Origin of the sequence: Weissella diestrammenae, assembly GCF_014397255.1 — a bacterium.
GTDB lineage: Bacteria > Bacillota > Bacilli > Lactobacillales > Lactobacillaceae > Weissella > Weissella diestrammenae.
Window position 1 is genome coordinate 768882 of record NZ_CP060724.1, and the last position, 26445, is coordinate 795326.

General features: G+C 39.5%; 30 protein-coding genes, 1 tRNA gene and 1 pseudogene. 23 read left to right on the forward strand and 9 right to left on the reverse strand.

The genetic code is table 11. The features are described 5' to 3' along the window. Window positions 1–2 precede the first annotated feature (2 nt). From H9L19_RS03825 to H9L19_RS03840, 4 genes are all read left to right on the forward strand, one after another. Window positions 3–230 (forward strand): arginine repressor, encoded by a 228-nt coding sequence (locus H9L19_RS03825; RefSeq protein ID WP_187529816.1) that lies wholly within the window; start codon window positions 3–5, stop codon window positions 228–230. 256 nt (window positions 231–486) lie between these two features. Then, window positions 487–813, forward strand: coding sequence for a hypothetical protein (locus H9L19_RS03830; protein WP_187529817.1), 327 nt, complete (start codon window positions 487–489; stop codon window positions 811–813). Continuing rightward, complete coding sequence (locus H9L19_RS03835; protein WP_187529818.1) at window positions 767–1354, forward strand: hypothetical protein; 588 nt, start codon at window positions 767–769, stop codon at window positions 1352–1354. The genes H9L19_RS03830 and H9L19_RS03835 overlap by 47 nt, the downstream gene beginning before the upstream one ends. After that, window positions 1354–1983 carry a hypothetical protein gene (locus tag H9L19_RS03840; protein ID WP_187529819.1) on the forward strand — a complete coding sequence of 210 codons (630 nt, stop codon included), beginning with the start codon at window positions 1354–1356 and terminating at the stop codon, window positions 1981–1983. The genes H9L19_RS03835 and H9L19_RS03840 overlap by 1 nt, the downstream gene beginning before the upstream one ends. A 53-nt stretch (window positions 1984–2036) precedes the next feature. Here H9L19_RS03840 and H9L19_RS03845 read toward each other — a convergent pair. The 8 genes from H9L19_RS03845 to H9L19_RS03875 all read right to left on the reverse strand — a co-directional run bounded on the left by H9L19_RS03845 (window position 2037) and on the right by H9L19_RS03875 (window position 8000). Continuing rightward, window positions 2037–2109 (reverse strand) — tRNA-Lys (locus H9L19_RS03845). Window positions 2110–2391: 282 nt separating this feature from the next. Beyond that, a complete protein-coding gene (locus H9L19_RS03850; RefSeq protein WP_187529820.1) occupies window positions 2392–2556 on the reverse strand; it encodes a hypothetical protein in 165 nt (54 codons plus the stop codon). 31 nt (window positions 2557–2587) lie between these two features. Continuing rightward, a complete protein-coding gene (locus H9L19_RS03855) occupies window positions 2588–3400 on the reverse strand; it encodes a glycosyltransferase family 2 protein (protein WP_243198217.1) in 813 nt (270 codons plus the stop codon). Further along, entirely contained in the window at window positions 3348–3716 is a 369-nt protein-coding gene (locus tag H9L19_RS08290) for a glycosyltransferase (RefSeq protein WP_243198219.1), read from the reverse strand. Before H9L19_RS08290 ends, H9L19_RS03855 begins: the two co-directional genes overlap by 53 nt. 424 nt (window positions 3717–4140) lie before the next feature. Continuing rightward, window positions 4141–5379, reverse strand: coding sequence for an aminopeptidase (locus H9L19_RS03865; protein ID WP_187529822.1), 1239 nt, complete (start codon window positions 5377–5379; stop codon window positions 4141–4143). Window positions 5380–5474: 95 nt separating this feature from the next. Beyond that, the gene (locus tag H9L19_RS03870; RefSeq protein WP_243198221.1) at window positions 5475–7082 is read right to left on the reverse strand and encodes an FAD/NAD(P)-binding protein; all 1608 of its coding nucleotides are present in this window, start codon (window positions 7080–7082) and stop codon (window positions 5475–5477) included. Continuing rightward, a complete protein-coding gene (locus tag H9L19_RS08295) occupies window positions 7016–7333 on the reverse strand; it encodes an FAD/NAD(P)-binding protein (RefSeq protein ID WP_243198222.1) in 318 nt (105 codons plus the stop codon). The genes H9L19_RS03870 and H9L19_RS08295 overlap by 67 nt, the downstream gene beginning before the upstream one ends. A gap of 1 nt (window position 7334) precedes the next feature. Then, a complete protein-coding gene (locus tag H9L19_RS03875) occupies window positions 7335–8000 on the reverse strand; it encodes an NAD(P)H-hydrate epimerase (RefSeq protein ID WP_187529823.1) in 666 nt (221 codons plus the stop codon). A gap of 157 nt (window positions 8001–8157) precedes the next feature. On the opposite strand from H9L19_RS03875, the gene H9L19_RS03880 reads away from it, so the two are divergent. The 16 genes from H9L19_RS03880 to H9L19_RS03955 all read left to right on the forward strand — a co-directional run bounded on the left by H9L19_RS03880 (window position 8158) and on the right by H9L19_RS03955 (window position 19452). Continuing rightward, a complete protein-coding gene (locus H9L19_RS03880) occupies window positions 8158–8502 on the forward strand; it encodes a hypothetical protein (RefSeq protein WP_243198223.1) in 345 nt (114 codons plus the stop codon). A 176-nt stretch (window positions 8503–8678) separates the two neighbouring features. Further along, window positions 8679–9374: an MIP/aquaporin family protein gene (locus H9L19_RS03885; protein WP_187529824.1), complete on the forward strand. Its 696-nt coding sequence runs from the start codon at window positions 8679–8681 to the stop codon at window positions 9372–9374. 174 nt (window positions 9375–9548) lie between these two features. Further along, on the forward strand, window positions 9549–10034 hold the full coding sequence (locus tag H9L19_RS03890) for a phosphatidylglycerophosphatase A family protein (protein WP_187529825.1): 486 nt from the start codon (window positions 9549–9551) through the stop codon (window positions 10032–10034). Continuing rightward, window positions 10027–11022 carry an asparaginase gene (locus H9L19_RS03895; RefSeq protein WP_187529826.1) on the forward strand — a complete coding sequence of 332 codons (996 nt, stop codon included), beginning with the start codon at window positions 10027–10029 and terminating at the stop codon, window positions 11020–11022. The genes H9L19_RS03890 and H9L19_RS03895 overlap by 8 nt, the downstream gene beginning before the upstream one ends. Window positions 11023–11053: 31 nt before the next feature. Then, window positions 11054–11377, forward strand: coding sequence for a YdbC family protein (locus tag H9L19_RS03900; protein ID WP_187529827.1), 324 nt, complete (start codon window positions 11054–11056; stop codon window positions 11375–11377). A 136-nt stretch (window positions 11378–11513) separates the two neighbouring features. Then, window positions 11514–12212, forward strand: a complete 699-nt coding sequence (locus H9L19_RS03905; RefSeq protein ID WP_187529828.1) for a response regulator transcription factor — start codon at window positions 11514–11516, stop codon at window positions 12210–12212. Further along, complete coding sequence (locus tag H9L19_RS03910) at window positions 12212–13399, forward strand: sensor histidine kinase (protein ID WP_187529829.1); 1188 nt, start codon at window positions 12212–12214, stop codon at window positions 13397–13399. The genes H9L19_RS03905 and H9L19_RS03910 overlap by 1 nt, the downstream gene beginning before the upstream one ends. 4 nt (window positions 13400–13403) lie before the next feature. After that, entirely contained in the window at window positions 13404–13904 is a 501-nt protein-coding gene (locus H9L19_RS03915) for a YbhB/YbcL family Raf kinase inhibitor-like protein (RefSeq protein WP_187529830.1), read from the forward strand. 17 nt (window positions 13905–13921) lie between these two features. Then, on the forward strand, window positions 13922–14269 hold the full coding sequence (locus H9L19_RS03920; protein WP_187529831.1) for an MMPL family transporter: 348 nt from the start codon (window positions 13922–13924) through the stop codon (window positions 14267–14269). Between the two features lie 123 nt (window positions 14270–14392). Beyond that, window positions 14393–16483, forward strand: a complete 2091-nt coding sequence (locus H9L19_RS03925; RefSeq protein ID WP_187529832.1) for a cation:proton antiporter — start codon at window positions 14393–14395, stop codon at window positions 16481–16483. A 278-nt stretch (window positions 16484–16761) separates the two neighbouring features. Continuing rightward, window positions 16762–17184 (forward strand): iron-sulfur cluster biosynthesis family protein, encoded by a 423-nt coding sequence (locus H9L19_RS03930; protein WP_187529833.1) that lies wholly within the window; start codon window positions 16762–16764, stop codon window positions 17182–17184. Between the two features lies 1 nt (window position 17185). Then, window positions 17186–17350 (forward strand): thioredoxin domain-containing protein, encoded by a 165-nt coding sequence (locus H9L19_RS03935; RefSeq protein WP_243198224.1) that lies wholly within the window; start codon window positions 17186–17188, stop codon window positions 17348–17350. A 12-nt stretch (window positions 17351–17362) separates the two neighbouring features. Next, window positions 17363–17890 carry a peptide-methionine (S)-S-oxide reductase MsrA gene (msrA, locus tag H9L19_RS03940; protein ID WP_187529835.1) on the forward strand — a complete coding sequence of 176 codons (528 nt, stop codon included), beginning with the start codon at window positions 17363–17365 and terminating at the stop codon, window positions 17888–17890. Between the two features lie 17 nt (window positions 17891–17907). After that, window positions 17908–18354: a peptide-methionine (R)-S-oxide reductase MsrB gene (gene msrB / locus H9L19_RS03945; protein WP_187529836.1), complete on the forward strand. Its 447-nt coding sequence runs from the start codon at window positions 17908–17910 to the stop codon at window positions 18352–18354. A 17-nt stretch (window positions 18355–18371) separates the two neighbouring features. Further along, a complete protein-coding gene (trxA, locus tag H9L19_RS03950) occupies window positions 18372–18686 on the forward strand; it encodes a thioredoxin (RefSeq protein ID WP_187529837.1) in 315 nt (104 codons plus the stop codon). A 106-nt stretch (window positions 18687–18792) separates the two neighbouring features. Further along, window positions 18793–19452 (forward strand): DUF805 domain-containing protein, encoded by a 660-nt coding sequence (locus tag H9L19_RS03955; RefSeq protein ID WP_187529838.1) that lies wholly within the window; start codon window positions 18793–18795, stop codon window positions 19450–19452. A 55-nt stretch (window positions 19453–19507) separates the two neighbouring features. Here H9L19_RS03955 and cbpA read toward each other — a convergent pair whose 3' ends face one another. Further along, window positions 19508–20158: a cyclic di-AMP binding protein CbpA gene (gene cbpA, locus H9L19_RS03960; RefSeq protein ID WP_187529839.1), complete on the reverse strand. Its 651-nt coding sequence runs from the start codon at window positions 20156–20158 to the stop codon at window positions 19508–19510. Between the two features lie 573 nt (window positions 20159–20731). On the opposite strand from cbpA, the gene pth reads away from it, so the two are divergent. The 3 genes and pseudogenes from pth (at window position 20732) to H9L19_RS03975 (ending at window position 26445) form a co-directional block, all read left to right on the forward strand. Beyond that, window positions 20732–21298 (forward strand): aminoacyl-tRNA hydrolase, encoded by a 567-nt coding sequence (pth, locus tag H9L19_RS03965; protein WP_187529840.1) that lies wholly within the window; start codon window positions 20732–20734, stop codon window positions 21296–21298. Window positions 21299–21366: 68 nt separating this feature from the next. Continuing rightward, window positions 21367–24875 (forward strand): annotated as a pseudogene (gene mfd, locus H9L19_RS03970) (transcription-repair coupling factor). After that, complete coding sequence (locus tag H9L19_RS03975) at window positions 24856–26445, forward strand: putative polysaccharide biosynthesis protein (RefSeq protein ID WP_187529841.1); 1590 nt, start codon at window positions 24856–24858, stop codon at window positions 26443–26445. Before mfd ends, H9L19_RS03975 begins: the two are co-directional and overlap by 20 nt.

Genomic DNA, 26445 nt, shown 5'->3' on the forward strand with positions numbered 1-26445 from the left:
TGATGTTACAGAAAAAATACGAACGACGTCAAGCGATTTTAACAATTATTGATTCTGTGCGCATTGTTAATCAACGTTGTTTATTAACGCAATTAAAAATGCAAGGATATCATGTGACGTTAGCCACAGTATCGCGTGATTTAAAAGCCCTCCAAGTGATACGAATACACGATCGGGAAGCTGGTTACTTCTTATCACGTCACATGAAATCCAAATCGTTGAGTCATTGAAAAACAACACACTTTAATCGAAGTGTGTTGTTTTAATTTGTCAAAAAATATTAAAAAAAGGTGCTGCAGATAACAAGCGACCATTAACTATCCGGGACTAGATAGCTGTGCTGTCCGATTTATCGGAATGAGTCAATTTAAATGAATGCCGACTAGTACTATGTGTTTGTTTGATGAATAAAAAACGAAGATAAAATGAAGTGAGAGAATTTCATAATTAATTGTGGTACTATCACAAGACAAAGGAGGATTATGCATGAAATTTTTACGTGAAGTTTTAGTAATATTGGGAATGATAATTCTTAGTTTAGGCTTTAATGGACATTTGGCAATCGCTAATGAGAACAGCAATTATTATCATCGGTTTTCAGGATTGGACGCGGTCAATCCCCAATACCATGAAGAATCAGATACATATAAAGTAGCGTGTGATTCAATTGTCACACGAGTTGAAGATAGTAAACAAGCTAGGACAGCTGATGGTGAACCTATAAAAGTCGTTTTGCCAAATCATACAATTGCGTATAAGTATGAAAATGGTCAGTGGGAAGATGACGGGTATAGTATGGTTGGATGCAATTAGAGATGTAAAAGATAATCAAACAAATTCAATTTATGGGCAGAAGCCGATTAACAATCCATGGGTTGCCCCTGGACATGGAACGGCTAATCATGCAGATGCATATGGATATGAAGAGTCAGTGTCAAAATGGCGACAAATGAGAAATAGTGTAATGAGTAATGCGGTCCTTAGGACAATAATAACTATGTTGCCAGCATTTAATGATAATGATTTTCAGTCTTCTCTAGCGTATAAGAAAATGTGGGAAAATACGATTCAGGCGTTAAACGTAACGACAGATGTAGGATTTGGAACGGTTATTTGTTACAACATAAATGGGAAAAGTGCTAATTTTGTAGATTATTATTGTAACGATAGTTGGGATACTCAATCATCTACGGTTAATATACCTAAAGCTCCCGATAATTGGGATAAAGCACATTGTGTTCGATATACAGAATTAGGTAATATTCCTAACGCTTTCTATGGAGGCTGGTCATGTGATTACAATGGGACAGGCGTCGGTGCAAGTTGGGCTGGTGTTGGGAAAGGACATAAATAATGATAGTTCAAAAAAATAAACAACAAAAAACAAGCCTGAATTGGCAACTTGGCTATGCGCTTTTTTTAGGTCTAAGTTTAGTGGTAATCTCGTTGGTCTCAACGGTGATTAGTTTTTCAAATGTGCAGTATGCAAAACCAATTAATTGGTTTGATGTGAGTTTCAGCGTGCAAATGATTTATGTGATTGGAGCGACACTGTATGTTATTTATCAAGGCTTAATGACGCGTCAATTTGGATTCTGGGTGAGCGGAGCAGCGATCGTACCTGTTTTATTTGGTTTGGTGAGTGGTATTATCATGCACGGTAGGTCAGGAACAATTATATCGGTCACATATATCGGACAATTAATTTATGTTGGTGTGACTCTGTTGGTGCAAGGACTACATGCTTATCGTTATTTTTTGAAAATTCCCAAAAGTCAACGGTCATTAATGAGTCGTGTCGCTTTTTGGGGCTTGGGTTATTTATTAATTGCGCTTGTCGGATGTGTCATCGTATCACCATTACCAACGGATTTGGAGGCGTTAATTCTAGTAGGTTTGCAATGGGGTTATTTGATTATCACGGCGATTGTTGTTTTACCAAGCTGGTATCGTAATTTCAAGAAAACATTTCATGATTTTTAATTGAATATGCAAAATAAAAAAGGCATCTGATTTATCAGATGCCTTTTCTGCAGTGGACAGTCAGGGGCTCGAACCCTGGACCCACGGATTAAGAGTCCGTTGCTCTACCAACTGAGCTAACTGTCCGTGTGTTGTAACTCAACAACAGATAATATCATACCAAATATCGAGGGGCAATGCAACACATAATTTAATTATTGTGATTTTATTTTGAATTATCAATGATTACCGGCGTGACACAGTATATCACGGATTGAATCACATTTCGCGCGGTAGTATTGATATGGATACAATTCAGATTAATTGGTACCCGCCTATGACGTTAAATATTTGGCATGACGTTGGCAAACGGGGATGTGATGGTTAAGAAATCATTTTGTTTCTTTCATCGAAGTGTCAATCGTTAATTCATAACCAATCTGGATCTGGGTGGCGATTGACCTGAATGCTTTTGACAATATTAATGAGCGAAACGATTGCAAAAATAATCGTCACAATCGTTAAATAATGATATAACCATGAAAAAATTAAACCTAAACTCACAACTGAACCTTGAATGACACGACCATACATAGGCAGTGTACCTCCTTTACATTTGATTGAATTATACGTGGTTCCAACTCCCTTTCGATCCCATGAGTAATTGACGCAGGGCATCTAGGTAACTAATTTGTAAGATAAATGAATAGATAAGTTCGGGAATCATCAATGCGGCAAATAAGCGCGCATGCCAGCCTTTCGTCCAAACGGTAGTAATTCTTTCGGCCATAAAGATGATGCCAATCATGGCCCAAAAGAGGTCAAAAATCATGTCGCCGGTGAAAGCTAAATAAATTGAAAAGAGAATCATCAACATGAAAGAAAAAACTGAGATTAATAAGAGTAATTGTTGAAAGAGGTATGGTCGCATCACTTGCGTCCATTCGCGTTGCACAATTTGTTGGAGTGCACCAAGATACCAGCGACGACGCTGTAAGAACAATAGTTTCCAACTGGGCATCATTTCAGTTAAACAACTACAAGATAAGGGAGAAACCATTTTGGTACCGACTTCCTTCAAATCTAACGTCATTGTGAAGTCTTCAGTAATACTTTGTTCATTGTAATAGTAGCCACGTAATTCATAAATGCGTTCAAAACATTCAGCTCGAATCAATGAGGCTGTCCCAGTTAGGACAAAGACTTTTTTTGAACGGAGAATTTGGTTTGTATAGCGAATCCATTCTAAGCTTTGGCAGATTTGTAACATCGACCCATTATGCTCACCGCCAAAAAAGACAGATCCGATGGCATCAGGCGGTTCTTCGGTAGCTAAAACGCGTTTGGCATTGACCATCCAGTTGTCGGCGATTACTGTGTCAGCGTCACAGATAAATAAGAAATGATTTGGCATTGACCAGTCGACATATTGACGCAAGGCATTGATTCAATGCCCCTGCCTTACGCGCTGTATTATTGACTGTCACATAGGCACGTGCCCCGGCTGCTTGTGCCAACTCTTGGGTGTTATCAGTACAGTTATCACAGATGACGATTACTTCATCAACTTGTTTTTTAAGTGCTAAAACGGTGGCCTGAATCCCCTCGGCTTCATTATGAGCAGGGATAACAGCGGTGACATAGAGTGGCGATATAAGATTATCCAAATGAATGCGTCCTTTCGTTACAAAATTAAATTCAGTAATGGAATTTTGATAAATATTTTTGGTGTCCCATCTGATAATGATGACCAATGATTATATGTTTGAATGACTTCTATGGTGAAGTAGGCAATAATGCTAAACAATAAAAGCCAAAACCAAACAGATTTAAAAAAATTAATTTTGAATGGCATACAAACCTCCTTACAAAGACGAATCTTGACTAGCAGTCATTATGGTTTTGATTAAACACGATTGATTGTAAGTACTATTTTCACGTATAAATGTTTAGTAAATGTCGTGAAAAATATGTTTTTTTGTGAAAGAAATAAGTATGAAAAAAGATAATTACGAATTTTTTTGGATTGACATTCATTTTTCGAACTTGTATGACAATGTATTTGAGCGACACACAAAAACGCCTAACGTATATGTTAGGCGTTATAACTATTCAACGATTTAATTCTTAAGGACAAAAGTATCCTGATAATGAGTATCATTGTGATATTTAATGGTGTTAAGCCCAGTCACCTTGACGGAAAACAGGGACGATGGTGCCATCGTAGCGAACGCCGTCAACCGACATATCGGCTGAACCCATCATGAAATCAACGTGAATAATTGATAAGTTTTGGCCTTTTGCATGGCGGGCGTCATCTGATAATTGGGTGCCATTTTTTAAATTAAAGGGATATGCAGCACCTAACGCTAAATGGTCGGAAGCATTCTCGTCAATTAACGTATTGTAGAAAATAATGCCCGATTGAGAAATTGGTGAAGGATCTGGGACGAGTGATACTTCACCAAGCGAACGGGCACCATCATCTGAATCAAGTAAATGCTTCAAAACGTCTTCACCGGTTGAAGCGCTGGCTTTCACAACGCGTCCCGCTTCAAAGGTTAATTGAATATCGTTAATAAGTACACCACCATATGATAAAGGTTTAGTCGCAGTGACTGTGCCATGAATGTTGCGATAGTCAGGTGCCGTGAACACCTCTTCAGTTGGCATGTTGGCCGTGAAATAGTTACCAGCTTTATCTTTTGAATCGGCACCTTCCCAAATATGATTCTCAGCTAAACCGACTGTGAGTTGCGTTCGGGGTGATGTATAGCGTAACTCTTTAAAATTATTATCATTTAACCAAGCCGCTTTTTCAGATAGTAAGGCAATGTGTTTTTTCCAATCAGCGACGGGGTCATTATCGACTGAAATACGGGTGATTTTAAAAATTTCACGCCAAAGGCGGTCAACAGCATCTGCGCCTTTTAAATCTGGAAATACTTTTTCGGCCCAAGCTTGACCAGCTCCAGCGACAACGAGCCATGAGATGTCATTATTCATAGTGGCTTCCATGATTGGCTTTTTTGCATGAGCTTGAGCTTTTGAGTAATTTGCAACCGTTTGTGAGTCGATTGCGCCGAGGGCATCTGGATCAGCAGAAATCAAACTGATTCGAGAGGTTGATCGGGCCACCAATTCTTGCGCCCTGACCGTGACCGATGTGGGAACATGAGTAATTGATGCCTCGTCAGCATGCGCTAAGAAATTTTTAGTGACGTAGGTGTCTTGCCATTCAACCATGACTTGATTAGCGCCACGTTGATAAGCAGAATCAATAATGAGATGCGCCAATTGTTGTTGTTCAACGTCAGCATACAGTAAAATATCTTGGCCGGGTTGAACGTTGACCCCAATAGAAGTAATTACATCAGCGTATTTAGCCAACAGCGTGTCGAAATTTGCGATAGTCATGTTGAAATCCTCCGTAAAATAAAACGGGTTAAAACCCGTTAATATAATTTTAATTATACGCTCATTTAAATAAATAAACATAGGATGTTTAAGCACTAAGCGTCAATTGCTGGGAAAATGGTATTGGTAATATTTTCTGCATCACGGAAAATTTTATCATTCATTTTTGGGCGCGGTGCGAAGGTGGTAAACCATGACCAACCTTCAGTTGGCACTCCCCAAATGAACAACCCAGGTATTTCGTGTTTATTTTGATCAAGAACGGTTAGTGTTTCTTGATTCATTCGAGCACCGCCAACTGTATAAGTGGTTGCGTCCGATTGTTGATAGCTTTCATTTGAAAGCCATCCTTTTTGGTAAAGATGTTGGACAAGATGATCATTAGTTGACGCAACATTAATGCTTTGAAGGCGCGCCTCAACTAACTGTGAAGCGACGTATGTGCCACCCAAAGTGTCAGTCGCTAAGAAATGGTCATCTTGAATCGTCACTTGAATTTTTGGACCAGTCAGGGTCAAAATGCCAGCCTTGATTAAGGCTCGCATTTGCTCAACACGTAAGGCGGGTGGGCCAACTGACACAATACTATTAAATGGATTAAATGTTTTTAAAAATTGTGCATAGTCGTCCGCTGATAAATAGCCAGCTTGCAAATAATGACGAATGATACCGCGTACGTCACGTAAAATGTCAAAAGCACCAGCATAGGGCGCGTCATCATTTCCTAAGCGTGCATCATGAATGTCCCAATTCAAATAGTTGAGCATTGCATCTTGATAGTCAGCGGTTGATTGTACCACTGGGATGGGGTTGAAGATATGCTGCCAATCCATAAGCATATCTTCTGGTAGACCAAATTGGCGGGCTGTCGCATTCAAGTCATCTGAATTCGCAAGAGCAGCTAGAAAATCAGCCGCATTAAATGGCCAAGTGATTGCTAGGTCATTGAGCACATTCAAATAATGCTTATATGCCATTTCTTTTTTTACGAGATTAAAAAAGAAGTTGAAAGATATTTTGTGCTGATGTGCAGCAGCATACTGATCTAGAGCGCTACGGGTAAAAAATTTTGGTTCGTAGCGATGCCCACCGTATTTTTGATTCACCCCACGTGCATGCATGGGAATACCACTACGTGAACCGGCAATGATCTTTGGTTCGTGACCAGATGGGTGATAAATTAAGCCACTATCTGTCCCACGGGTAAAACGGCCGCCGCGACCGGTGCTCAGTTGCGCAATATAGTCAAAAAAGCTGAGGCCTAAACCACGCATAATAACGGGTTGATTGGCTTCAAGGGCATCAAGATTTGCATCTGCCGGATGATTGGCAGGTAAGTAGGTGAGGCCATGTTGTTCAGCTGCAGCAGCAAGGTGTTGTTCAACTTCAGGTGCCTGTTGTTCCACGTGGCCGAGGGCCATGACGACTTGATTAACGTCGTAAATAGCGTTTTCAGACAGCTTAATTTGGAAACTAGCATTTGATAAACGCTCAATATTTAACACTTCTTGATTGATAAAAGTAACAGTCACATTTTTTGGTAGATTATGAATCGTTTGTTCATAGAACCATTGAGCGTAAACACCAAATAGTGCGCGTGAAGTGAAACGATTGGGACTGATTCGAGCAATTTCATCTAAAAAAGTTCGTGTGTTGAGATAGTGATGGCTACTAATATATTCAGCCCCAAAGTTATTGCCCATTTGTAAAAAGATGGGCCCGTTGGGACTGGATTGTCGCTAGGCACACTATCATCAGAAAACAGTGTCAATTGTGACGTGACGGTGTTCATTAAAAATAGTGGATCCTGGTCCGTGCGCCAGACCCGACCACCAATCGCAACCGGATCGAACAACATAATGTTAGTTGTTTCAAGTCGAGCAGTTGCTCGGGCAATTAGGCGGGATAATAAGGCTAAATTTCGAGGACCGGCACCAATTAGCGCAATCTTCATATTATTTTTCCTCGGTTCTTGATTTAAAGTTGTTTAATTCTTCAGGTGAATAGATACCAATGTCTTTAACAAAAATTGAACCGGCACGTTTGATACCTTCTTGTTGTAGTAGTCCGATCTTAGGGTAAGCAAAAGTAACGGTTGCATTGGCGCGAATGGCTGATCCAAGGATTTCACCAGTTGTGGCATTTAGTCCAGATGGCACATCAACAGAAACGACGGGAATATTAGCAGCATTGACGCGTTTAATCATCTCACCTAATTTGACTGGGACTGGTTTTGAAAGGCCAATACCAAAGAGTGCGTCAACAATGACCGAGTATTGTCGGAATTCTTTCACACGATGAATGGGATGTAGGCCATATTGACGAGCAATTTTTAATTGCAACGCTGTATTGTGTGCAGCGCGACTTTCGTCCCCTAAAAGAAGTAATGATACCTTGATTCCCTTTTGCATTAAAAGACGGGCAATAGCGACGCCATCACCACCATTATTACCAAGTCCAGCAATGACGAGCACTTCTGATAAGTCATATTGTCCGGCACCGAGCACTTCAATTGTGGCTAGTGCGGCCCGTTCCATTAAGACGAGTGAGGGCACCCCAATTTCGTCGATCGTATATTGGTCATATTGTTGCATCTCATGTGCGGTTACTGCATCTGTCATGCGCAACCTCCTTTATTTTAATAAGAATAATTATCTTTTATTATACCCTAGAATTTACTCAAAATTTGCAATGAAGTACTTAAAATGGGATGATAAAAACAATGAATGATGCATGATGATGTATCGTATAAGTGAATGAAATGAGTGAGGTAACGTAATGATGTCTGATTTAAATCGAATTCCGGAATCAATGACTGAGGTCATGGATCAAGTTGATCAAATGACACGTGCTGGATTTCCAGTTAAAGTTGATGATGTGGTTAAAGAAGCGTTGAAAAATGGTTTTCAATCTTTGCTTGATGAACGAATGGATGGCCATTATTATTCAGTTCATTGGGATTCAGCGTTTGAGGCATTAGATGTGTTTGGATCCGGTGAGGAACTAGTCGGTCAAGCAAAACCCGCCCCTGACCAAGATTCATGGATAACACAATTTAAAACTAATGCCGATGTTGTATGGTTTAACCTCGATCGAGCAGCTGGAAAATTGATCGGCCGTTAAACATGACATTTGTTAATTTAAGGCTGGCATAGGTCAAATGACAAGACTTATAATTTTAAATAGTTTACTAAGAAATCATTTGAAAATGATATCCAAGGCTCTTTTAAGGTTTGAAATGTAATATACTTAAACATAAGCTATTTTTTGAAATTTTATTACATGAGGAGAAAATAAAAATGCGTAAATATTTTGCTGAGTTCTTTGGAACAGCAATGCTAGTTGCTTTCGGTACTGGTTCTGTTGTTTTTGGAGGAACTTCATTTGGTTCATTCCCAATCGCCATTGCGTTTGGTTTTGCTGTTATCGCGGGTGCCTACGCCTTTGGTAATATTTCTGGTGCTCACTTTAACCCTGCAATCTCATTGGGAATGGCCATTAATGGTCGTATTTCATGGACAGAATTTGCGGGTTATGTTGGGGCACAAATCTTGGGTGGATTTGCTGGAACTGGTATCGTTGGGGCAATTATTGCGTCAATCAATCCTACGAAACAACAAATTGTTTCAGCTGGGTTCGGTGCAACTAACTTCCAAACACCAATTAATATTTGGAGTGCCATGGCCCTTGAATTGTTATTGACATTCGTCTTTGTGCTTGTTGTGATGGCTGTCACAGCTAAGAACAATGAAGCTGGTAACATGTTTGCCCCACTTGCAATTGGTGTGACTTTGACGGCATTGATTATGATGGGTATCGGATTTACTGGTGCGTCATTTAACCCTGCACGATCAATTGCACCAGCGGTTGTTTTGGCATTGTTTGGTAGCTCATCAGCTTTGACTAACATTGCAGCATATATCATTGGCCCACTAGCTGGTGGTGCACTTGCTGCCGTTGTTGCTAAGTATTTGTTGGGAACAGAAGATAAATAATAAATTAAGATAGCTAATTATAAAGCATAGGCAATCAGCCTATGTTTTTTGTTTTGAACGGCTATTTTTAGTGAGGTAAATAATGGTAAAATTGGGGAAGTGGTATCAATTTTAAGATACATGATGTGGATTGAAGAATAAATATGAAGTAAAAAAAGAATTGGGGATGATTGAATGTTATTTACTGAACGAGATTATTATGAAGATATCGTAGTACTGTTAGCAGCACATGGCGTACAATTAGCTGATATTGCTGTCTTGGTCCAAGCCGGACAAGCAGAATTCATTCCAGATATGACCGACGAGGTCGCTTTGGATAGTGTGCAGCATGTATTGCATAAAACAGAAGTACAAGATGCAATTATGACGGGTATTGCTTTAGATGATTTAGCGGAAGCAGGACAAATACCAGAACCATTAGCCAGTCGTATTACGAGTGACCATAAGACTTATGGAATTGACGAAAATATGGTGATGGCGATTTTAGGCGTTTATGGCACAATCTCGTGGACTAACTTTGGCTATTTAGATCGAACGAAACCAGGTATTATTGGTAAATTGAATGATGAACAGCATCAAGGTGGTCGTGTGAATACATTTATTGATGATTTAGTGGCGGCAGTGGCAGCCGCGGCGGAGGCACGAATTGCGCATGACTAAGAAATATTTGGTATTAACTACTGGTGGCACGATTGCATCAGCGATAACTGAAAAAGGACTAGCACCGTCAATCCCAGCCGATGAGATTGCATCATATTTTAAGCCGAAAGCTGATGTATCACTTTCCGTCGAGGCATTGATGGCAAAAGACTCAACAAATATGCAACCTGAAGACTGGTTAGAGATTGCGCGCACGATTACGGGCTACGCCGATCAATTTGATGGGTTTATTGTGACACATGGGACAGATACCATGGCGTATACAGCTTCCGCTTTATCATATCTTCTGTATGGCTTTGACAAACCAGTCGTTTTGACGGGTTCGCAAGTACCGTTGGGAATGCAATATACTGATGCTGAAACGAATTTACAGGACGCACTGATTTTCGTTAGTGAAACGACATTACAAGGTGTATTCATCGTTTTCAATGGCCTTGCTATGGTCGGTACGCGTGCTGTGAAAACGAAAACGCAGAGTTATGATGCGTTTGAATCGATTAATTATCCGTATGTGGCGCGAATTATTCATGGCAAAATGAATAATTTGTATCAACCAGTTCCAGAAACGCCAGTCATTATGCCGCAAGACTTGGCATTGGATCCAAATATTTTTATGCTAAAAGCGTTTCCTGGTATGACAGTTGACATTTTTGACTATTTGACCGAGCATACACACGGTGTCATTATTGAAAGTTTTGGCAATGGTGGGTTACCATTTGAACGACGGAATTTATTGCCTGGTATTCAAAAATTAACTGCTGCAGGGATTCCAGTTGTGATTACAACGCAGATTTTAGAAGAAGGTCAAGATATTTCCCTGTATGAAGTGGGTCAACGTGTTGTTGAAGCGGGCGGTATCACAGCTGGTGATATGAATACTGAAGCAATTGTTGCGAAGTTAATGTGGCTATTAGCATATACAAATGATATTGCTGAGGTCACCCGGTTATTACAAGAATCTATGGCACACGATATGGGATTTGTCTAATAAACAGTTGAAGTAAAGGACGGACATGGTTATGGCAGAACGTGGCGAGTTGAAATTTGAAATCATTGAAAAATTTGGTCAATTATCGACGAGTAAAAGTGGTTGGCATTTGGAACTGAATCTTGTGAAGTGGGGTGACAATCAGCCAAAATTTGATTTGCGGTCTTGGCGTGAGGACCATCAAAAAATGGGGAAAGGCATTGGGTTGACCCATGCAGAATTACAGGAATTACAACAAGTTGTGAATCGGATCTTAGCCGGTGAATCGCACGTGGTTGAACCAACAGCCTTGGTCGACGAGACAGCAGAATTTATACCGGATACGCCACAGGTTACACGGCTTGGTGATGCCTAAAAATAAATTTATTCATTAAATAGAGCGATAATTGACTGATCAAATGATGTGATAATTGATGCACTTTGTATGGGTGTAATGAAAATTTTAAGGTTCAGCGGTTAAGATAGGAACAAATTAACTTTAGGGGATCATTATGGCAAATAAGGCAGTTAAAATTTTAATTATTGAAGATGATTATGCACTAAGCGATACAATTAAAGAAACCGTGGGTGCACTTGGCGAAATTATGCAAGTTTACGACGGACAAGAAGGGTTGTTAGAAATTCTGTCTGGTGTTTATGATTTGGTTGTTTTAGACGTTATGTTGCCTAGCAAAGATGGCTTCACCGTTTTGAAACGGGTCCGGGAAGATTTTCCTAAATTACCCATTTTGATGTTGACAGCTAAGGGTGAGTTAGAAGATAAAATGCGCGGCTTCAATTTAGGTGCGGACGAATATATTACTAAACCTTTTTACAAAGAAGAGTTATTTATGCGCGCCAAGACGTTGTTGCGTCATGTGGGCCTATTAGGTGATGAAGGTTTGCTGAGTGCGGGAAATGTTGAAATTAATGTTGAAAATCATCGGGTTTTTGTCGACGGTGAAGAAGTGAGTGTGCAAGGCCGCGAGTTTGGTTTACTGGTTTATTTAATGCAACATCAAGAACAAATTGTGACTAAGGATCAAATCTTTGACCGCCTTTGGGGGTTTGATTCAGATACATCTTTGACAGTCGTGGAAGTGTACATGTCGAATTTACGTAAGAATTTGCGACAAGCCGGTGCCAATGTCAATATTAAAACGTTACGAAATGTTGGTTACACCTTGAATACGATGACCGAGGAGAATTAATGGTTAAAAAAATTCAAAATTTACGACTTATGCGACGGCTTCATAAAATTAGAAAATCGATGTCAACGCAACTCAAGTTAACAATTTTGACGGCATTGGGCTTTACACTTGTTTTTATTGGGGTGGGAACCTTCATTGATAATCAATTTCGAACAGTTATCTACACGAATCCAATTATGCGTGTGCGACAACCATTTTCACAAAATCAGGTTAATCAAGGCGTTGTTGGTTCAGAAACCATTGACTATTCGTATTTGAAAAAAGAGAAAATCAACATTCCAAATGATGATCGGGTTTATATTATGTATTACAACAAGAGTTGGTATATGTTCTTTAAACATGGTAATCAAGTATCTTACCAAAATATCGATCTTGAGCATGAGATTGTTGAAAGTTTTTCGAGTCGTCTGTTGATTATCTTTACAGCCGCTGAATTATTATTGTTAATTATGGCGATTGTTTTAGCACGAGCAAATATGGTGCCAATCAAGCGGGTCTTAAAGCAGCAAAGGACATTTGTTGCTGATGCAGCGCATGAATTTAAAACCCCGATGACGATTATTCAAAATAAGTTAGAAACAATGCTGGAACATCCAAATGATTCAGTGATTGAACAAGTAGAAAATGTTGCCAATGCGCTGACTGAGGTGCGTCATTTGAATAAACTAACTGCTGATATGCTCAAATTAGCGCAAGCAGATGCTGAAATTGCAATGTTTTATTTTGAGCCAATGGATTTGGTTAAAGTGGTGACAGAAATTAATGAAATTTTAGCGGTCAATACCGAAAACCGGCATCAGACCCTGACCCTTGATTTGCCAGACGAAGTGGTGATGGACGGTGATATTCAACGCTTGAGACAGTTGATTATGAATTTGGTGGATAATGCTCAAAAATATGCTGGTGAGAATTCAGAAGTTAAAATCGTGGTGAAAAAGGGTCGCAATGTCGTTCATTTGCAAGTCGTGGACACTGGAGAAGGCATTAGTGAAGATGACAAACAACATTTATTCGACCGCTTTTATCGCGTCGATAAGTCGCGTTCACGAGCCAGTGGTGGGCATGGATTGGGATTGTCAATCGTCAAATGGATTGTAGATGGTCATTCGGGAACAATTGATGTTTCAAATACCATACCGCATGGTACTACGTTTAACATCACGTTGCCATTAAAGCAAAAGGGGTAAAATAATGCGCGTTCAGGTTTCATTAGATTCACAAGGATTTATTCCAGATGGTTATGCTAAGTTTGCGCCAGAATCAGCACGAATGGCTGGCATGCCGGTGATTAATTTTCCGGTGCAGATAACGGGTATCCCTAAGAAAACGAAAACGTTAGCAGTCGCTTTGATTGACTACGATGCAGTACCAGTTGGTGGTTTTCCATGGATTCACTGGTTAGCGGCCAATTTGCCGGTGACTGACATTACTGCTAATTTAGCAGCAACCACAACCGTTTATACGCGTGGGACAAATTCAATGTGGCGAGAATGCAAAGATCAGCCGGAATTGACGCAGGCATATATTGGGCCAATGCCGCCGGATAAAGTCCATGATTATTCGTTGACAATCTTTGCGGTTGATCAGGTACTGCCACTTCAAAATGGATTTTTTCTCAATGATTTACGGCGTGCCTTACGGGATCATGTGATTGAAGAGGTATCAGTTGATTTGCCGGCACGTTCAGAATAAGAGGAGTAGGATAAAATATGTTGCGAAATTTAATTAAATGGTTAGTTTGGCTAATCGTTGCGGTTTTTGCTTTGACGGTTATATTGCCGGTATTATTGACGGTTATCGGGATTGGTTTCCATTTGGCGATTGTAGTGATTGCCGTGATATTACTCTTGTTTTTAGTTCTAATTGGGATTGGTGCTATTTGGGCCTTTATCTTTTTACGTCGCTTACGGAAAAATATGAAGGCAGCTGAAGAAAGAGGTGAAGCGTATACTTTTAACACTCAGCATACGACTTTTCATTTCAATGATGATGACGCTTTTGTGAATGATAATCAGTTTCATGAAAACGGCATCAAAGATGTGACCCCAAAAGATTAGATCAACCAGATAATTATTAACGTAGAAGCAGTTACTGACTGCTTCTTTTTTTATCCCATATACAGTGGTAAAATATGCAAATATAGCACTTATTGATTGAAATAAATTTATAAAGGAGCCAATATGCAAACATTTTATACATTGGCCTTATTGATTATTGGTGTGATTGTTGCCAATATTGTGAAACAAATTTTTCCACGGATACCTGAGGCGTTTATTCTCATTGTGATGGGGATGGTGTTATCAGTGACGCCAATTTTTAACCATTTTGAATTAGAACCTGAGTTTTTTATGTTGATGATTATCGCACCATTGATGTTTATCGATGGGCAGAAGCAATCTTTTCAAAAGATTAGGGACAAATTTTCGGTTATCTTTTTATTGTCAGTTGTTCTAGCGGCAGCAACCGTAGCAGTTGTTGGATTGATTACGAATTTTGTGGAATCGGTGTGGACACTGCCGTTAGCAATCGCTTTGGCTGCGATTGTGACACCAACAGATGCGGTCGCAGTTAAATCATTGACGAGTGGTGGGGAGATGCCTAGTAGCGTGGGCGAAGCGCTTGAGTTGGAAGCGTTGTTTAATGACGCGACAGGTTTGGTTATTTTAGATTTAGCTTTATCGGTTTTGGGTAATCAGAGTTTGTCTTTTGTTGGTGGACTTGAACATTTTATTTTCGTGGCCCTTGGTGGTGTGATTGTTGGAATCGTCGGAGGGATGCTAATTGTTTCGTTACGTGTTAATTTGAATTTACATGCAACAAATGCAGAAACAACGGTCATTCCTATTGGATTGCTGACCCCATTTGCGATTTATCTATTAGCTGAACAATTTGGTGTATCTGGGATTTTAGCGGTTGTGGCAACGGGGATTGTTCATAATTGGGAAGCGAGCCGGTTGCGCTTGTCGTCAACGCGTGTCCAACTTACCCAGAATACAATTTGGTCCACTTTATCCAATGTCTTGAACAGTATTGTATTTTTAATTTTAGGGATTACATTACCAACCGTTTTCCAAGAAGTTCAAAAAATTGGTCGACTGGGTACGTTGGCATTAGTTGGGGTCAGTATTTTAATTTACTTGGTGATGTTTATTATTCGGTATACATGGGCATTACGTGAAGATGGGCGACATCATGCAGGCTTTTTTACCTTTCAAAATCAGGATGAACATAATTTTTATTCGCGGATTTTTGCAATTAGTGGCGTGCATGGGACGATGACGTTGGCTATGGCGTTTTCATTACCACATGAAATTGCTGGACATGCTTTCCCTTATCGTGATGAATTGATTATCATTGCGGCGCTAGTTATTTTAATTAGTATGGTAGTTAGTGCATTGGTATTACCACGCATGCTACCAAAGTCAACGACATTATATTCAGATAAGGATATTGAGCACGTTCGAAATAAGATGGTGGATTATGCTATTTTGCAAGTACGGGATACAATTGACGAACACGATATTCGTGAAGCGTTGACAGCTCAATTACAATCACAAAAAGGTTGGGGGACAGATCGCGAACATATTAGCCAGGATTATGAAGAATTACTAACGGAGACTAAAGAATTCATCATTTCTTATATCCATGGTGATTATGTTAGCGCCACATATTCCGTTGATGTGATTAATATTTACGACAAAATTATTGATCGATTAAAGATTAAATCAGCTCACCTACAGCATGGCCCTTTCAAACAATTTAGAAAGTATCAACATCATGTTAAGCATTTAATGCGAGAAACAAAATGGCATGTCAAACATGGGGGCGTGACACCAAATCAACGCCGGGTACAACGTGATAGATGGCAAAAGGCTCAAGGTGAAGATATGTTAAAAAAATGGCAAGATACACATACGGCTTTGTTGGCATTAAACGATGATGTGATTAATGCAGTTGATAAACATATCGATGATATTCTACGCGAACGATTAGATGCTAAACGGAGTGATAATCAACATATTGATTTAGTTAGAAAAACATTGAACCGTTATTTGGCTAACATCAAGCATGATTACAGTAAAACGGCTGTGACGGTCGATAGTGAGTTATATATGCAGGCTTTCCAATTTGAGTATAACTTTATTCATCAAGGGGTTAGTAATGGGTATATTCCCCAGGCAATGGCGACCGAACTATATAATGAAATAAATCAAGCACAAACATTACAATTACAGCAACAACAACAGTTAGAAACTATGACAGTCTCATAGAAAATAAAATAAATATTGAAAGAAGACACGTGATGAGCGGGTTTTCTTTTTTTTATGAGTTGTCTTAGGTGTAACTTGACTAACACAATTAAATGGTGCACAATATAAATAGAAAATGAATCGAGGTGATTGAAGTGCAAGGCGTAATATTGCCTGTCACTGTTGTCACTATTGAGTCAATTTTGGCTGAATAATTAAGACGATGGTAAGATTGAAAAAGACATGCTTTGATACATTTTTTAAGATGGATCAAGGCTTTGAGATGTTTAGGAGGGTTTATGATGTTAACAATTTCAGATCAATTAACAGAAAAGATTCGCAAGATGATGCAAACAGATACTGTTTTAGTGTTGGATTTTGATGACGGTGTTGGACCATTTTCAAACGCTGCAACGTGTACATTAGACGTTGCTTTTAATTTAATTCTTGCTAAGCCAGAACAATTAACTGATGAATTTAATGCAACTATCGAATCAAATTTGGGGCTTATTTATGTCAAGGGATATGCAATGGATCAATTTGGTGATGGTGATTTAACTTTGAAACAGAGTAAGTACCTGAATAATGTGTTAGAAAGTGCGTCAGGGATTCTAGATCCTAACGTGGGGATTAATGATGTGCAAGGAGCAGATAAAGATGAACAAAAAGTCGGCAACGATTTATCATGTGACGGGGTGTCTCAAGTGCAAACTAACCGCTAAATTGTTAGAGCAGCGAGGCATTACAGTTCATCTTGTCAATGTTGATCAGCAGCCGAAAGAAATCGATCGATTGAAACAAAATGGGATTCGTCGGTTGCCAGTAATTAAGATGTCTGATGGCCAAGTTTGGACTGGATTAAACTTTCATCAAATTTGGCAACAGTAGTGGGGGAATAATATGAAAGAAGAGACAGCGATTTTTGCGGGCGGATGTTTTTGGTGTATGGTTGAGCCATTTGAAAAAATGCCAGGTATTTTAAAAGTGCGTTCTGGCTATACTGGTGGACATCTTGCAAATCCAACCTATCGACAAGTTTGTTCACATACAACGGGTCATGTGGAAGCAGTTAAGATTTGGTATGATGCTGAACAAATTTCATATCAGCAATTGTTGGATATTTATTGGATGATTGCTGACCCAACAGATGCGACTGGTCAATTTGCCGATCGCGGTAACACATACCGACCAATTATCTTTGTTAATTCAAAACAACAAGCACAAATTGCTGAAGCATCGAAACAGAAGTTGGCACAATCAAATCGATTTGATCGGCCAATTGTAACGCAGATTTTACCAGCACAAGTATTTTATGATGCTGAAGAAGAACATCAAGATTTTTATCGTAAAGATCCAGCCCGTGAAGCAATGATGATGGGACCTAGACTTGCTTATCAGCAGAAATATTGGGCTGATCAACAAAAGTAGTTTTTTGGGGGATAAAAATGGATAAAAAAGAGACAATGGCTGCGCGGAAAGCACAGTTAACAAAAGAAGCGTATAATGTAACGCAACACGCGGCAACTGAACGACCATTTTCAGGAAAGTATGATAATTTCTATGAACCAGGTATTTATGTTGACGTTGTGAGTGGTGAACCATTATTTACATCACGAGATAAATATGATTCTGGTTGTGGTTGGCCGGCTTTTACCCATCCAATTGATGAAGAAAATATGATTGAGAAACATGATCATTCCTTTGGTATGGATCGGGTGGAAGTTGTCTCACGAGAAGGTCAGTCGCATTTAGGACATGTTTTCAATGACGGACCAGTCGCGGATGGTGGATTGAGGTATTGCATTAATTCATCAGCATTGAAATTTATTCCAAAAGATGAGATGCTAGCTGCAGGATATGGTGACTATTTACCAATGGTGACTGAAAAATAGAAAATGAGGTGCGACAGATGACAGTTCAAGCGATTACAGATGAAAATTTTGAACAAGAGACAGCTAATGGCGTTACGCTCACTGATTTATGGGCAACATGGTGTGGTCCATGTCGGATGCAGAGTCCAGTGATTGAAGCAGCTGCCAAGAAAAACGCAGCAGTTAAATTTACTAAGCTAGACGTGGATGAAAATCAACAAACGGCGGAGAAATTGGGTGTCCGTGCAATTCCAACATTAATTATTAAAAAAGATGGTCAGGTTGTTGAACGGTTAACAGGGTTCCACACGTTAGACATGATTGAAAAAGTATTAGATAAGTATACAGCGTAAATAATAATCAAAAGCACTAAGTTAATTGGTGCTTTTTTATTTACCATTTATTTATTGTATAAATATGTTATATAATTTAAGTATATTATTAAGGAGGATTTTTTATATGGTTGGAATGGGTCAAGCTTTTAAATTGTTTTGGCAACGTTATGTTGATTTTACAGGACGCTCAACGCGAGCAGAGTATTGGTGGGTAACGCTGTGGTTAGTGATTATTTATACAATTCTCATCATTGCCTTGGCAATTGCTGGAATCAGCATGATTGCTACGGCGACATCTTCAGTGACTAATAGCTCGGTATCAAGTAATTTTATTGGGCAAATGTTGGCAGCTGGTGGTGTGTGGCTGTTCATGATTTTTAGCATCATTGTCTTATTTACACTTGCAATTATTATTCCATCTTTGGCATTAACCGTTCGTCGCTTTCGTGATGCCGGATTAAAAACATGGGCAATTTGGACTTTAATTGGTGTTAACTGGTTATTCTCCGGTGCTGATTCTGTACAGAATTTTACGTCTGATGGTCGTGCATTTTCAGTTTTGTCATTTATTATTTCTGTGCTAATGTTTATTATTAGCGTTTTGGCAACGAACACCCTTTCACAAATGGGCGGAATTGGTAACGGGCAAGAGGATGCGCCAGTTGAAGTTGCACCAGTTAGTGCTGAAACAACAACTGATTCGATTGCTGAAGCTGAATCTGAATCAGTGCAATCAGAAATGACGTCTGAAATAAATCGTGTTGAAAAAGATAATGAAATTTAAAAAACGCCAACTGGCGTTTGAATTTTAGCGAAGAGGGATTGATGACTCTTCGCTTTTATTGTGGCATAAAAGATTTCTTTTCCAAATCTTCAAGAGATTCGAGATGGAAGCCTTTACGGGATAATAATTTAATGATCTTTGACAGGGTGTTCTTGTCTACTGTATTTGGCAAGGTGATAATCAGGCGTTGTGTCCGTAAATTATCATTTGGATTCAGGGTTAAAGCACTGGAAATGGTTGAATAGCGCGAAATATATTTTGCAACCCGTTCAAGACTGCCACGGGCACCATCAGTCAGTAATGTGAGCACATAACGACCTTCAGTCGTCTGCCATGAATTAGCCAGCATTTTTAACATCGTTGTGTGCGTTAAGATACCTTGGAAGTGATGATTTGCATCGACGACCGAAATAAAAGGTAAATCTTGTAGCGCAAAGATGGTATCAAAGAATGTCGCATCTGTTTCAATGAATTTCGTCATATTTCGCATCATCGTTGTGACTGGCAAATTCAAATCGCCTTGATTGGCTTGATGTTTAAAGATGTGCATTTTATAGATAGCGCCACGAAAGAGCGTACCAGTTGTATCTAGGATCGGAATGGCTCGAAATGTGGTCGAATTGAATATTGTTAACGCGTCAGCTAATGAAGAATCCTCAGTGACAGTGACTAATTCATCTTTGGGCTTAATCAATGATTCAAGCATGAGACAATCTCTTTCTCTAATCTTTATCTAATAATTCCACCATAATAACCTATGAAATTTATAGACCGGATTAGTTATTGTTAATGAAGGAAAAAAACAAAATTTGGTATGTCATCTGAAATTATTCGTAGCGAAATAATGGTATGACAAGGCATTTGAAAATTATAACATAAAAATTACAATTTATTAAATTGCAGTCAGTTCAAAATAGCGGCCACCTTGTTTAATGAAAAATTAGGAAAGTTAAAATGTGTAATGAATTTATTTTGACTTTAAATTAATAATATATGAATATTGAAATTTAAAATACTGTATATAATTTATCATACACATGGTTGATTGTGGTTGGTGGTTTTTAATTTTTCTCATTTTTTGCATGAAAATGCAATGTGGAGTGAAAGAATTGATTGTAGGCAGAATTAATATTGTGATTAGGGTAAAATATAAATAATCACTATTAACTGTATGAAAAAATTGACAGTTAGCAGAAGATAACGATAATTAAAATTAATTGGCGAGGCGGGCTTGTTAAAGTTCAGCCTCTAAAACGCGTGATGAAAAGAGAAATATAAAATGAAAATGATTGTAGGGTTGGGTAACGTCGGACAAAAATATGATCAGACCCGCCATAACATTGGCTTTATGGTAATTGATGCTTTTGCCCAAAAACATGGCGTGACATTTAAACAAGATGGACCGCATCAGGCTTACGTTGCGACGCTTCGCATTGGGGCAGAAAAGGTTTTACTCGTCAAACCGACAACGTATATGAACTTATCAGGTGAAGCAGTTGGTAGTTTAGTCAAATATTATAAATTAGCATTAGATGATTTATTGATTGTGCAAGATGATATGGATTTAGCATTGGGAAAACTACGGTTACGTGAAAAAGGGTCAGCTGGTGGCCATAATGGGATTAAATCAGTCATTGCACACCTTGGCACATCAGAGTTTAATCGCTTGAAATTCGGGATTGCACACCCAAAACATGAAAAGAAGGCAGTGGTTGACTTTGTTTTGGGAAAATTTGATGCGGATGACCAAATTGACATCTTACAAGGAATTGATATCTCGGAACAGTTGATAACTGATTTTTGTGAGGGCCATACGATGGCGACCTTAATGAATCAATATAACTAATTAAGTCTGACACAAACTTCGTCGTATGTGACAGACACCGTGTGTTAAAAGGAATATAGGGGGGCAGTATGAAATTAGTTGATTTCTTCAGCCAAACAAATGAATTTAGCACTTTGCTAAAAGGACTCAAAATTGGGGGGCGGCATGTCTTAACTGGTGCTACTGGTAGTGCGCGCTCAGTCTATTTTGGGGCCTTATCAAGCGCACTACAACAGCCCATGGTTGTGATTGCCGATAGTCAGTTTCATGCCCAACAATTAGTGGCTGATCTGAGTAGCGTTGTCGGTGAATCGCATGTGGTTTATTTTCCTGCTGAGGAAACGCTGAGTGCGCAAATTGCGTTGTCATCGCTCGATACGTTGATGCAACGTGTACACGCATTAAATTTAATCCAAAATGATGCACAAGCGGTTGTTGTCACTGGTTATGCTGGCGTTCAACAATATCTACCACCGGTGGCTAATTTTAATCAAGCACGCTTAAATATTAATTTTGATGATGTGTATGATATTGGATTCATCCAAAATAAATTATTAGAAATGGGGTATCAACGAACAGATGCCGTAACGTCTCCAGGTGAGTTTTCAATCCGAGGATCAATTATCGATGTTTATCCTTTAGATCATGAACAGCCAGTCAGAATGGATTTTTTTGATACAGATTTAGATTCGCTGCGCTATTTTGATGCACAGACCCAAAAAAGTTTAGAACAGTTGACAGAAATTGACATCTTACCAGTGACTGATTTAGTGATGGCACCAGACGAATTACCGGTTGTGAAATCGCGCTTAGAATCAGCATTAACGATGTATCGCGATCAATTATCTGGTGCTGAAAAGCGGCATTTGACCGAGGCGCTGACCCCATTGTTAGACCAAATTACAAATGGGCAAATCCCACCGGAAATGCGGCAATACCTAATGTATATGTATCCTCAACAGACAGGTTTGCTGGATTATCTACCTGAAGCGGGGGTTGTGGTATTTGATGATTATCCAAGAGCATTAGAAAATGCGCACCAAGCAGATATTGATTCGGCAGCTTGGTGGACAGAACGGATGGCACAACATCAAGTCTTACCAACGGCAAATTTTGGCTTTGAATTAGCGACATTGGCGCAATCGGATAAGCACACCAGTATTGTTGTGTCACCATTGCAACGTAGTATCGGGACATTAAAACAAACCAGTCTAACACATTTCATAACGCGTCCAGCTCAGCAATTTTATGGTCAAATGCCGCTCATTAAAAGTGAAATGATGCGGTGGCAGAAACAAAAATACACGATTGTGTTGTTGACTAACACCTCAGCACGGGAAACCAAATTAGCAGCAATGTTAAATGACTTTCAAGTCACGGTGAATGTGGTCGCGCCTGACAAGTTAATGGTTGGTCGGACACAAATGAGTACTCTACCGTTAAATGAAGGGTTTGAAATTCCGGCGCTAAAACTAGTTGTTTTAACTGAAAAGGAACTCTTTCAAACGGTGACTCGTAAGCCGCCAAGGCGACAAACACTATCGAATGCTGAACGGATTAAAAGTTATAGTGAATTAAAGCCCGGCGATTATGTAGTCCATCTTAATCATGGAATCGGTGTTTATAACGGTATTAGTACAATTGAAACACGAGGCGTTAAACAGGATTACATTACGATTCAATATCAAGGTGCTGGTAAGGTATTCATTCCAGTTACGCAACTTGATTTAGTTCAAAAGTATGTGAGTTCTGGAGAAAAAGCACCGAAATTAAGTAAGTTAGGCGGCACAGAATGGGTTAAAACGAAACGTAAAGTTGCAGCTCGAATTGAAGATATTGCTGACGAACTAATTCAGTTGTATGCGGCCCGTGAAGCTAAAAAGGGCTTTGCATATGCACCAGATGATGCTGAAATCCAGAAATTTGAATCAGCCTTTCCCTATCCAGAAACACCTGATCAATTACAATCAGCTCAGGAAATCAAGAAAGATATGGAAAAATCACGTCCCATGGATCGCTTGTTAGTGGGGATGTTGGTTTTGGGAAAACTGAAGTTGCCTTTCGAGCAGCCTTTAAAGCGATTCATGAAAATAAACAGGTTGCGATTTTGGTACCAACAACGATTTTGGCGCAACAACACTTTGAATCGATCCAAGAGCGATTTGAAGACTTTCATGTTCGTGCAGCTATGCTTTCACGATTTCAAACGGCCAAGCAGGTTAAGGAAATTGTGAAAGCACTTGAACAGCATGAGATTGACATTGTCGTTGGAACCCATAAATTATTGGGAAATGAGATTCATTTCGCAGATCTTGGATTATTGATTATTGATGAAGAACAACGTTTTGGGGTTAAACACAAAGAACGATTGAAACAGTTACAGGTTGATGTTGATGTACTGACGTTAACAGCGACACCAATTCCCCGCACGTTAAATATGGCAATGGTTGGCGCACGTGACTTATCTGTTATTGAAACCCCACCAGCCAATCGCTTTCCCATTCAAACGTATGTGATGGAACAAAATGGTCGTGAGATTGCAATGGCAATTACACGTGAAATGGCACGTGGCGGTCAAGTCTTTTATTTGCATAATCGGGTTGAGGATATTGCACGAACGCAAGCCTATGTTGAATCACTTGTCCCAGAAGCACGTGTGGCTGTCATTCATGGACGCATGACTGAGGTACAACTTGAGGGCGTATTATTTGATTTTATTCACGGTGAATATGATGTTTTGGTTACTACGACGATTATTGAAACTGGTGTGGATATTCCAAATGCGAATACATTAATCGTTGAAGGCGCGGATCGAATGGGATTAGCTCAGTTGTATCAAATTCGAGGGCGCGTTGGACGTTCGAATAATCTAGCCTATGCTTATTTCATGTATCCTGGGAATCGCACGTTAAGTGAAGTGAGTGAACACCGATTAGAGGCCATTCGTGACTTTACTGAATTGGGATCAGGTTTTAAAATTGCAATGCGTGATTTATCAATTCGAGGTGCTGGGGATCTGTTAGGTTCGCAACAACATGGGTTCATTAATAGTGTTGGGTATGATCTTTATACGCAAATGCTACAAGAAGCGGTTGCAGTTAAGCAAGGAAAGAAAGTTGCAGTTAATCATATTGATGCAGAGATTGATTTGGGCATCGAAGCCTTTTTGCCAGAGAGTTATGTACCAGGCGGTGCACAAAAAATTGAACTGTATCAACGTATCAGTCGGGCCAAAACTGAGGCTGATTTTGTTGGTCTTGAAGAAGATTTACTTGATCGCTATGGCGAGTTACCAATTCAAGCGCAAAAACTATTGACGATTAGACGTATTAAGCACCTGGCTGATCTTGCAGCAGTTGTGAAAATAGAACGAGATAAGCGACAAATGCAATTAATTCATGTTACTTTTGAGGAACATGCTGATTTGACAAATGTCGATTGGCAGTCGGTTTTGCAAACGGCACATCTTAAGGGTCAAGCCATTGCAATCAAGCCGGCCAAAATTGATATTGTCATTCAACCAAAGATGACTGAGGATGACTGGTTACTAGGAGTTGAACATTTTTTGGAGGCTTTTGATGAAAAAGACGAAAAATAATACCATGCTGTCTGGTGCGGCCATTTTAATGGTGACGGGTGTCGTTGCTAAAATCTTAAGTGCACTTTATCGAGTACCATTGCAGAATATCGTTGGTAATACTGGTTTTTACGTTTATCAACAGGTATATCCAATTTACGGGATTGGAATGGTCTTAGCACTTAGTGGTTGGCCAATGTTTATTTCAAAAATTGTGAGTGAACAGCCAGATGCGATACATGCACGATTTGTTGTTCGACGGTTGTTTTGGTTATTGAGTTTGATTAGTCTGATCATTTTTATTGGCCTGTACGGTTTTGCATTAAATATTGCGCAACTGATGGCTGATTCGAATTTGGCGCCTGTCATTCAATCTGTGGCTTGGATGTTTTTATTTATGCCTTTTCTAACGATTGGGCGTGGTTTTTCACAAGGACAAATGGATATGCGGCCCACAGCTGTTTCGCAACTCGTTGAACAAATTGTTCGGGTCGTGATTATCATTGGTGTGGCAATCTATGCTGCTTTGGTACATTGGAATGTTTATCATATGGGAATGTGGGCCATGGCCGGAGCACCAATTGCTGCTTTTTTTGCGACAGGTACTATGTTTTCGACTTTAAAAAAAATTTGGGAACCAGAAAGCATGCCAATGACGACACCATCGCCAGACTATCAATGGCGTCAGTTATTGAAACGTCTGTGGCAAGAGGGTGGATTGGTGGCGATGATTGCAGCCATGTTAGTGATTTTACAATTAATGGACGCATTTTCATTAAAAAAATTATTAGTCCATGGCGGTATGGTAGCGAGTAACGCTGAAGCGTTGAAGGGTGTTTATGATCGAGGACAACCACTGATTCAACTAGGCATGGTGTTAGCGACAAGTCTTGGTACGGCACTGTTGCCTAATTTGCGTGGTTATTTTATTGAGCAAAAACACCAGGTATTTAAACATGATTTTGCGATTTCTTTACGCTTGTCTTTGGTCTTAGCATTGGGGGCAACAGGCGGTATGATAGCGATTATGCCACAACTTAACCAAGTGTTATTTAATTCGCGTCAAGGTAATGGCGCATTGAGCATGTATATGCTTGTGATTTTACCGGCGACCTTAATTTTGGTTATCGTGACTGTATTGCAAGCAATGGATAAAATCAACGGAATCCGAGGTAGCATTTGGGGCGCAATGATTTTAAAATATGGCCTGAATGTGATTTTAGTGCCAAAATTTGGAATTGTTGGGGCTAGTGTTGCAACGTTGTTGGCTCTCATCCCAGTGTTAGTATTTGTGATTTATCGAGTGCCAAGTGATTTATGGCAGATGATGCATATCTCCCGGGTAATCGGGCAGATGGTGAGGATTACTTTGATGATGACGGTTGTTGTTAAACTGACAACTATTTTAGGTGATTGGATATTCGGGGTCTCAAGAGGTGCAAGTAGTTTGACACTGCTAGTGGCAATCGTGTTTGGGGCCAGTTTATTTGTTTGGCTAATTAATCGACAAAATGTATTGACGCGTGAAGAGTGGCAATTATTACCTAAAGGTAGTGGATTGTATCAACGATTAAATAAAGAGGAGAAATAA

What these genes read in the sequence shown, in the direction of transcription:
- cbpA (WP_187529839.1), bottom strand. Translation starts at nt 20,158, where the DNA reads ATGCTTGAATCATTGATTAAGCCCAAAGATGAATTAGTCACTGTCACT.
- H9L19_RS03905 (WP_187529828.1), top strand. Translation starts at nt 11,514, where the DNA reads ATGGCAAATAAGGCAGTTAAAATTTTAATTATTGAAGATGATTATGCA.
- H9L19_RS03865 (WP_187529822.1), bottom strand. Translation starts at nt 5,379, where the DNA reads ATGACTATCGCAAATTTCGACACGCTGTTGGCTAAATACGCTGATGTA.
- H9L19_RS03975 (WP_187529841.1), top strand. Translation starts at nt 24,856, where the DNA reads ATGAAAAAGACGAAAAATAATACCATGCTGTCTGGTGCGGCCATTTTA.
- H9L19_RS03870 (WP_243198221.1), bottom strand. Translation starts at nt 7,082, where the DNA reads ATGGGCAATAACTTTGGGGCTGAATATATTAGTAGCCATCACTATCTC.
- msrB (WP_187529836.1), top strand. Translation starts at nt 17,908, where the DNA reads ATGGATAAAAAAGAGACAATGGCTGCGCGGAAAGCACAGTTAACAAAA.
- H9L19_RS03890 (WP_187529825.1), top strand. Translation starts at nt 9,549, where the DNA reads ATGTTATTTACTGAACGAGATTATTATGAAGATATCGTAGTACTGTTA.
- H9L19_RS03885 (WP_187529824.1), top strand. Translation starts at nt 8,679, where the DNA reads ATGCGTAAATATTTTGCTGAGTTCTTTGGAACAGCAATGCTAGTTGCT.
- pth (WP_187529840.1), top strand. Translation starts at nt 20,732, where the DNA reads ATGAAAATGATTGTAGGGTTGGGTAACGTCGGACAAAAATATGATCAG.
- H9L19_RS03925 (WP_187529832.1), top strand. Translation starts at nt 14,393, where the DNA reads ATGCAAACATTTTATACATTGGCCTTATTGATTATTGGTGTGATTGTT.
- H9L19_RS03955 (WP_187529838.1), top strand. Translation starts at nt 18,793, where the DNA reads ATGGTTGGAATGGGTCAAGCTTTTAAATTGTTTTGGCAACGTTATGTT.
- H9L19_RS08295 (WP_243198222.1), bottom strand. Translation starts at nt 7,333, where the DNA reads ATGAAGATTGCGCTAATTGGTGCCGGTCCTCGAAATTTAGCCTTATTA.
- trxA (WP_187529837.1), top strand. Translation starts at nt 18,372, where the DNA reads ATGACAGTTCAAGCGATTACAGATGAAAATTTTGAACAAGAGACAGCT.
- H9L19_RS03850 (WP_187529820.1), bottom strand. Translation starts at nt 2,556, where the DNA reads ATGTATGGTCGTGTCATTCAAGGTTCAGTTGTGAGTTTAGGTTTAATT.
- msrA (WP_187529835.1), top strand. Translation starts at nt 17,363, where the DNA reads ATGAAAGAAGAGACAGCGATTTTTGCGGGCGGATGTTTTTGGTGTATG.
- H9L19_RS03875 (WP_187529823.1), bottom strand. Translation starts at nt 8,000, where the DNA reads ATGACAGATGCAGTAACCGCACATGAGATGCAACAATATGACCAATAT.
- H9L19_RS03825 (WP_187529816.1), top strand. Translation starts at nt 3, where the DNA reads ATGTTACAGAAAAAATACGAACGACGTCAAGCGATTTTAACAATTATT.
- H9L19_RS03830 (WP_187529817.1), top strand. Translation starts at nt 487, where the DNA reads ATGAAATTTTTACGTGAAGTTTTAGTAATATTGGGAATGATAATTCTT.
- H9L19_RS03915 (WP_187529830.1), top strand. Translation starts at nt 13,404, where the DNA reads ATGCGCGTTCAGGTTTCATTAGATTCACAAGGATTTATTCCAGATGGT.
- H9L19_RS03895 (WP_187529826.1), top strand. Translation starts at nt 10,027, where the DNA reads ATGACTAAGAAATATTTGGTATTAACTACTGGTGGCACGATTGCATCA.
- H9L19_RS03880 (WP_243198223.1), top strand. Translation starts at nt 8,158, where the DNA reads ATGATGTCTGATTTAAATCGAATTCCGGAATCAATGACTGAGGTCATG.
- H9L19_RS03835 (WP_187529818.1), top strand. Translation starts at nt 767, where the DNA reads ATGGTCAGTGGGAAGATGACGGGTATAGTATGGTTGGATGCAATTAGA.
- H9L19_RS03840 (WP_187529819.1), top strand. Translation starts at nt 1,354, where the DNA reads ATGATAGTTCAAAAAAATAAACAACAAAAAACAAGCCTGAATTGGCAA.
- H9L19_RS03920 (WP_187529831.1), top strand. Translation starts at nt 13,922, where the DNA reads ATGTTGCGAAATTTAATTAAATGGTTAGTTTGGCTAATCGTTGCGGTT.
- H9L19_RS03900 (WP_187529827.1), top strand. Translation starts at nt 11,054, where the DNA reads ATGGCAGAACGTGGCGAGTTGAAATTTGAAATCATTGAAAAATTTGGT.
- H9L19_RS03930 (WP_187529833.1), top strand. Translation starts at nt 16,762, where the DNA reads ATGATGTTAACAATTTCAGATCAATTAACAGAAAAGATTCGCAAGATG.
- H9L19_RS03910 (WP_187529829.1), top strand. Translation starts at nt 12,212, where the DNA reads ATGGTTAAAAAAATTCAAAATTTACGACTTATGCGACGGCTTCATAAA.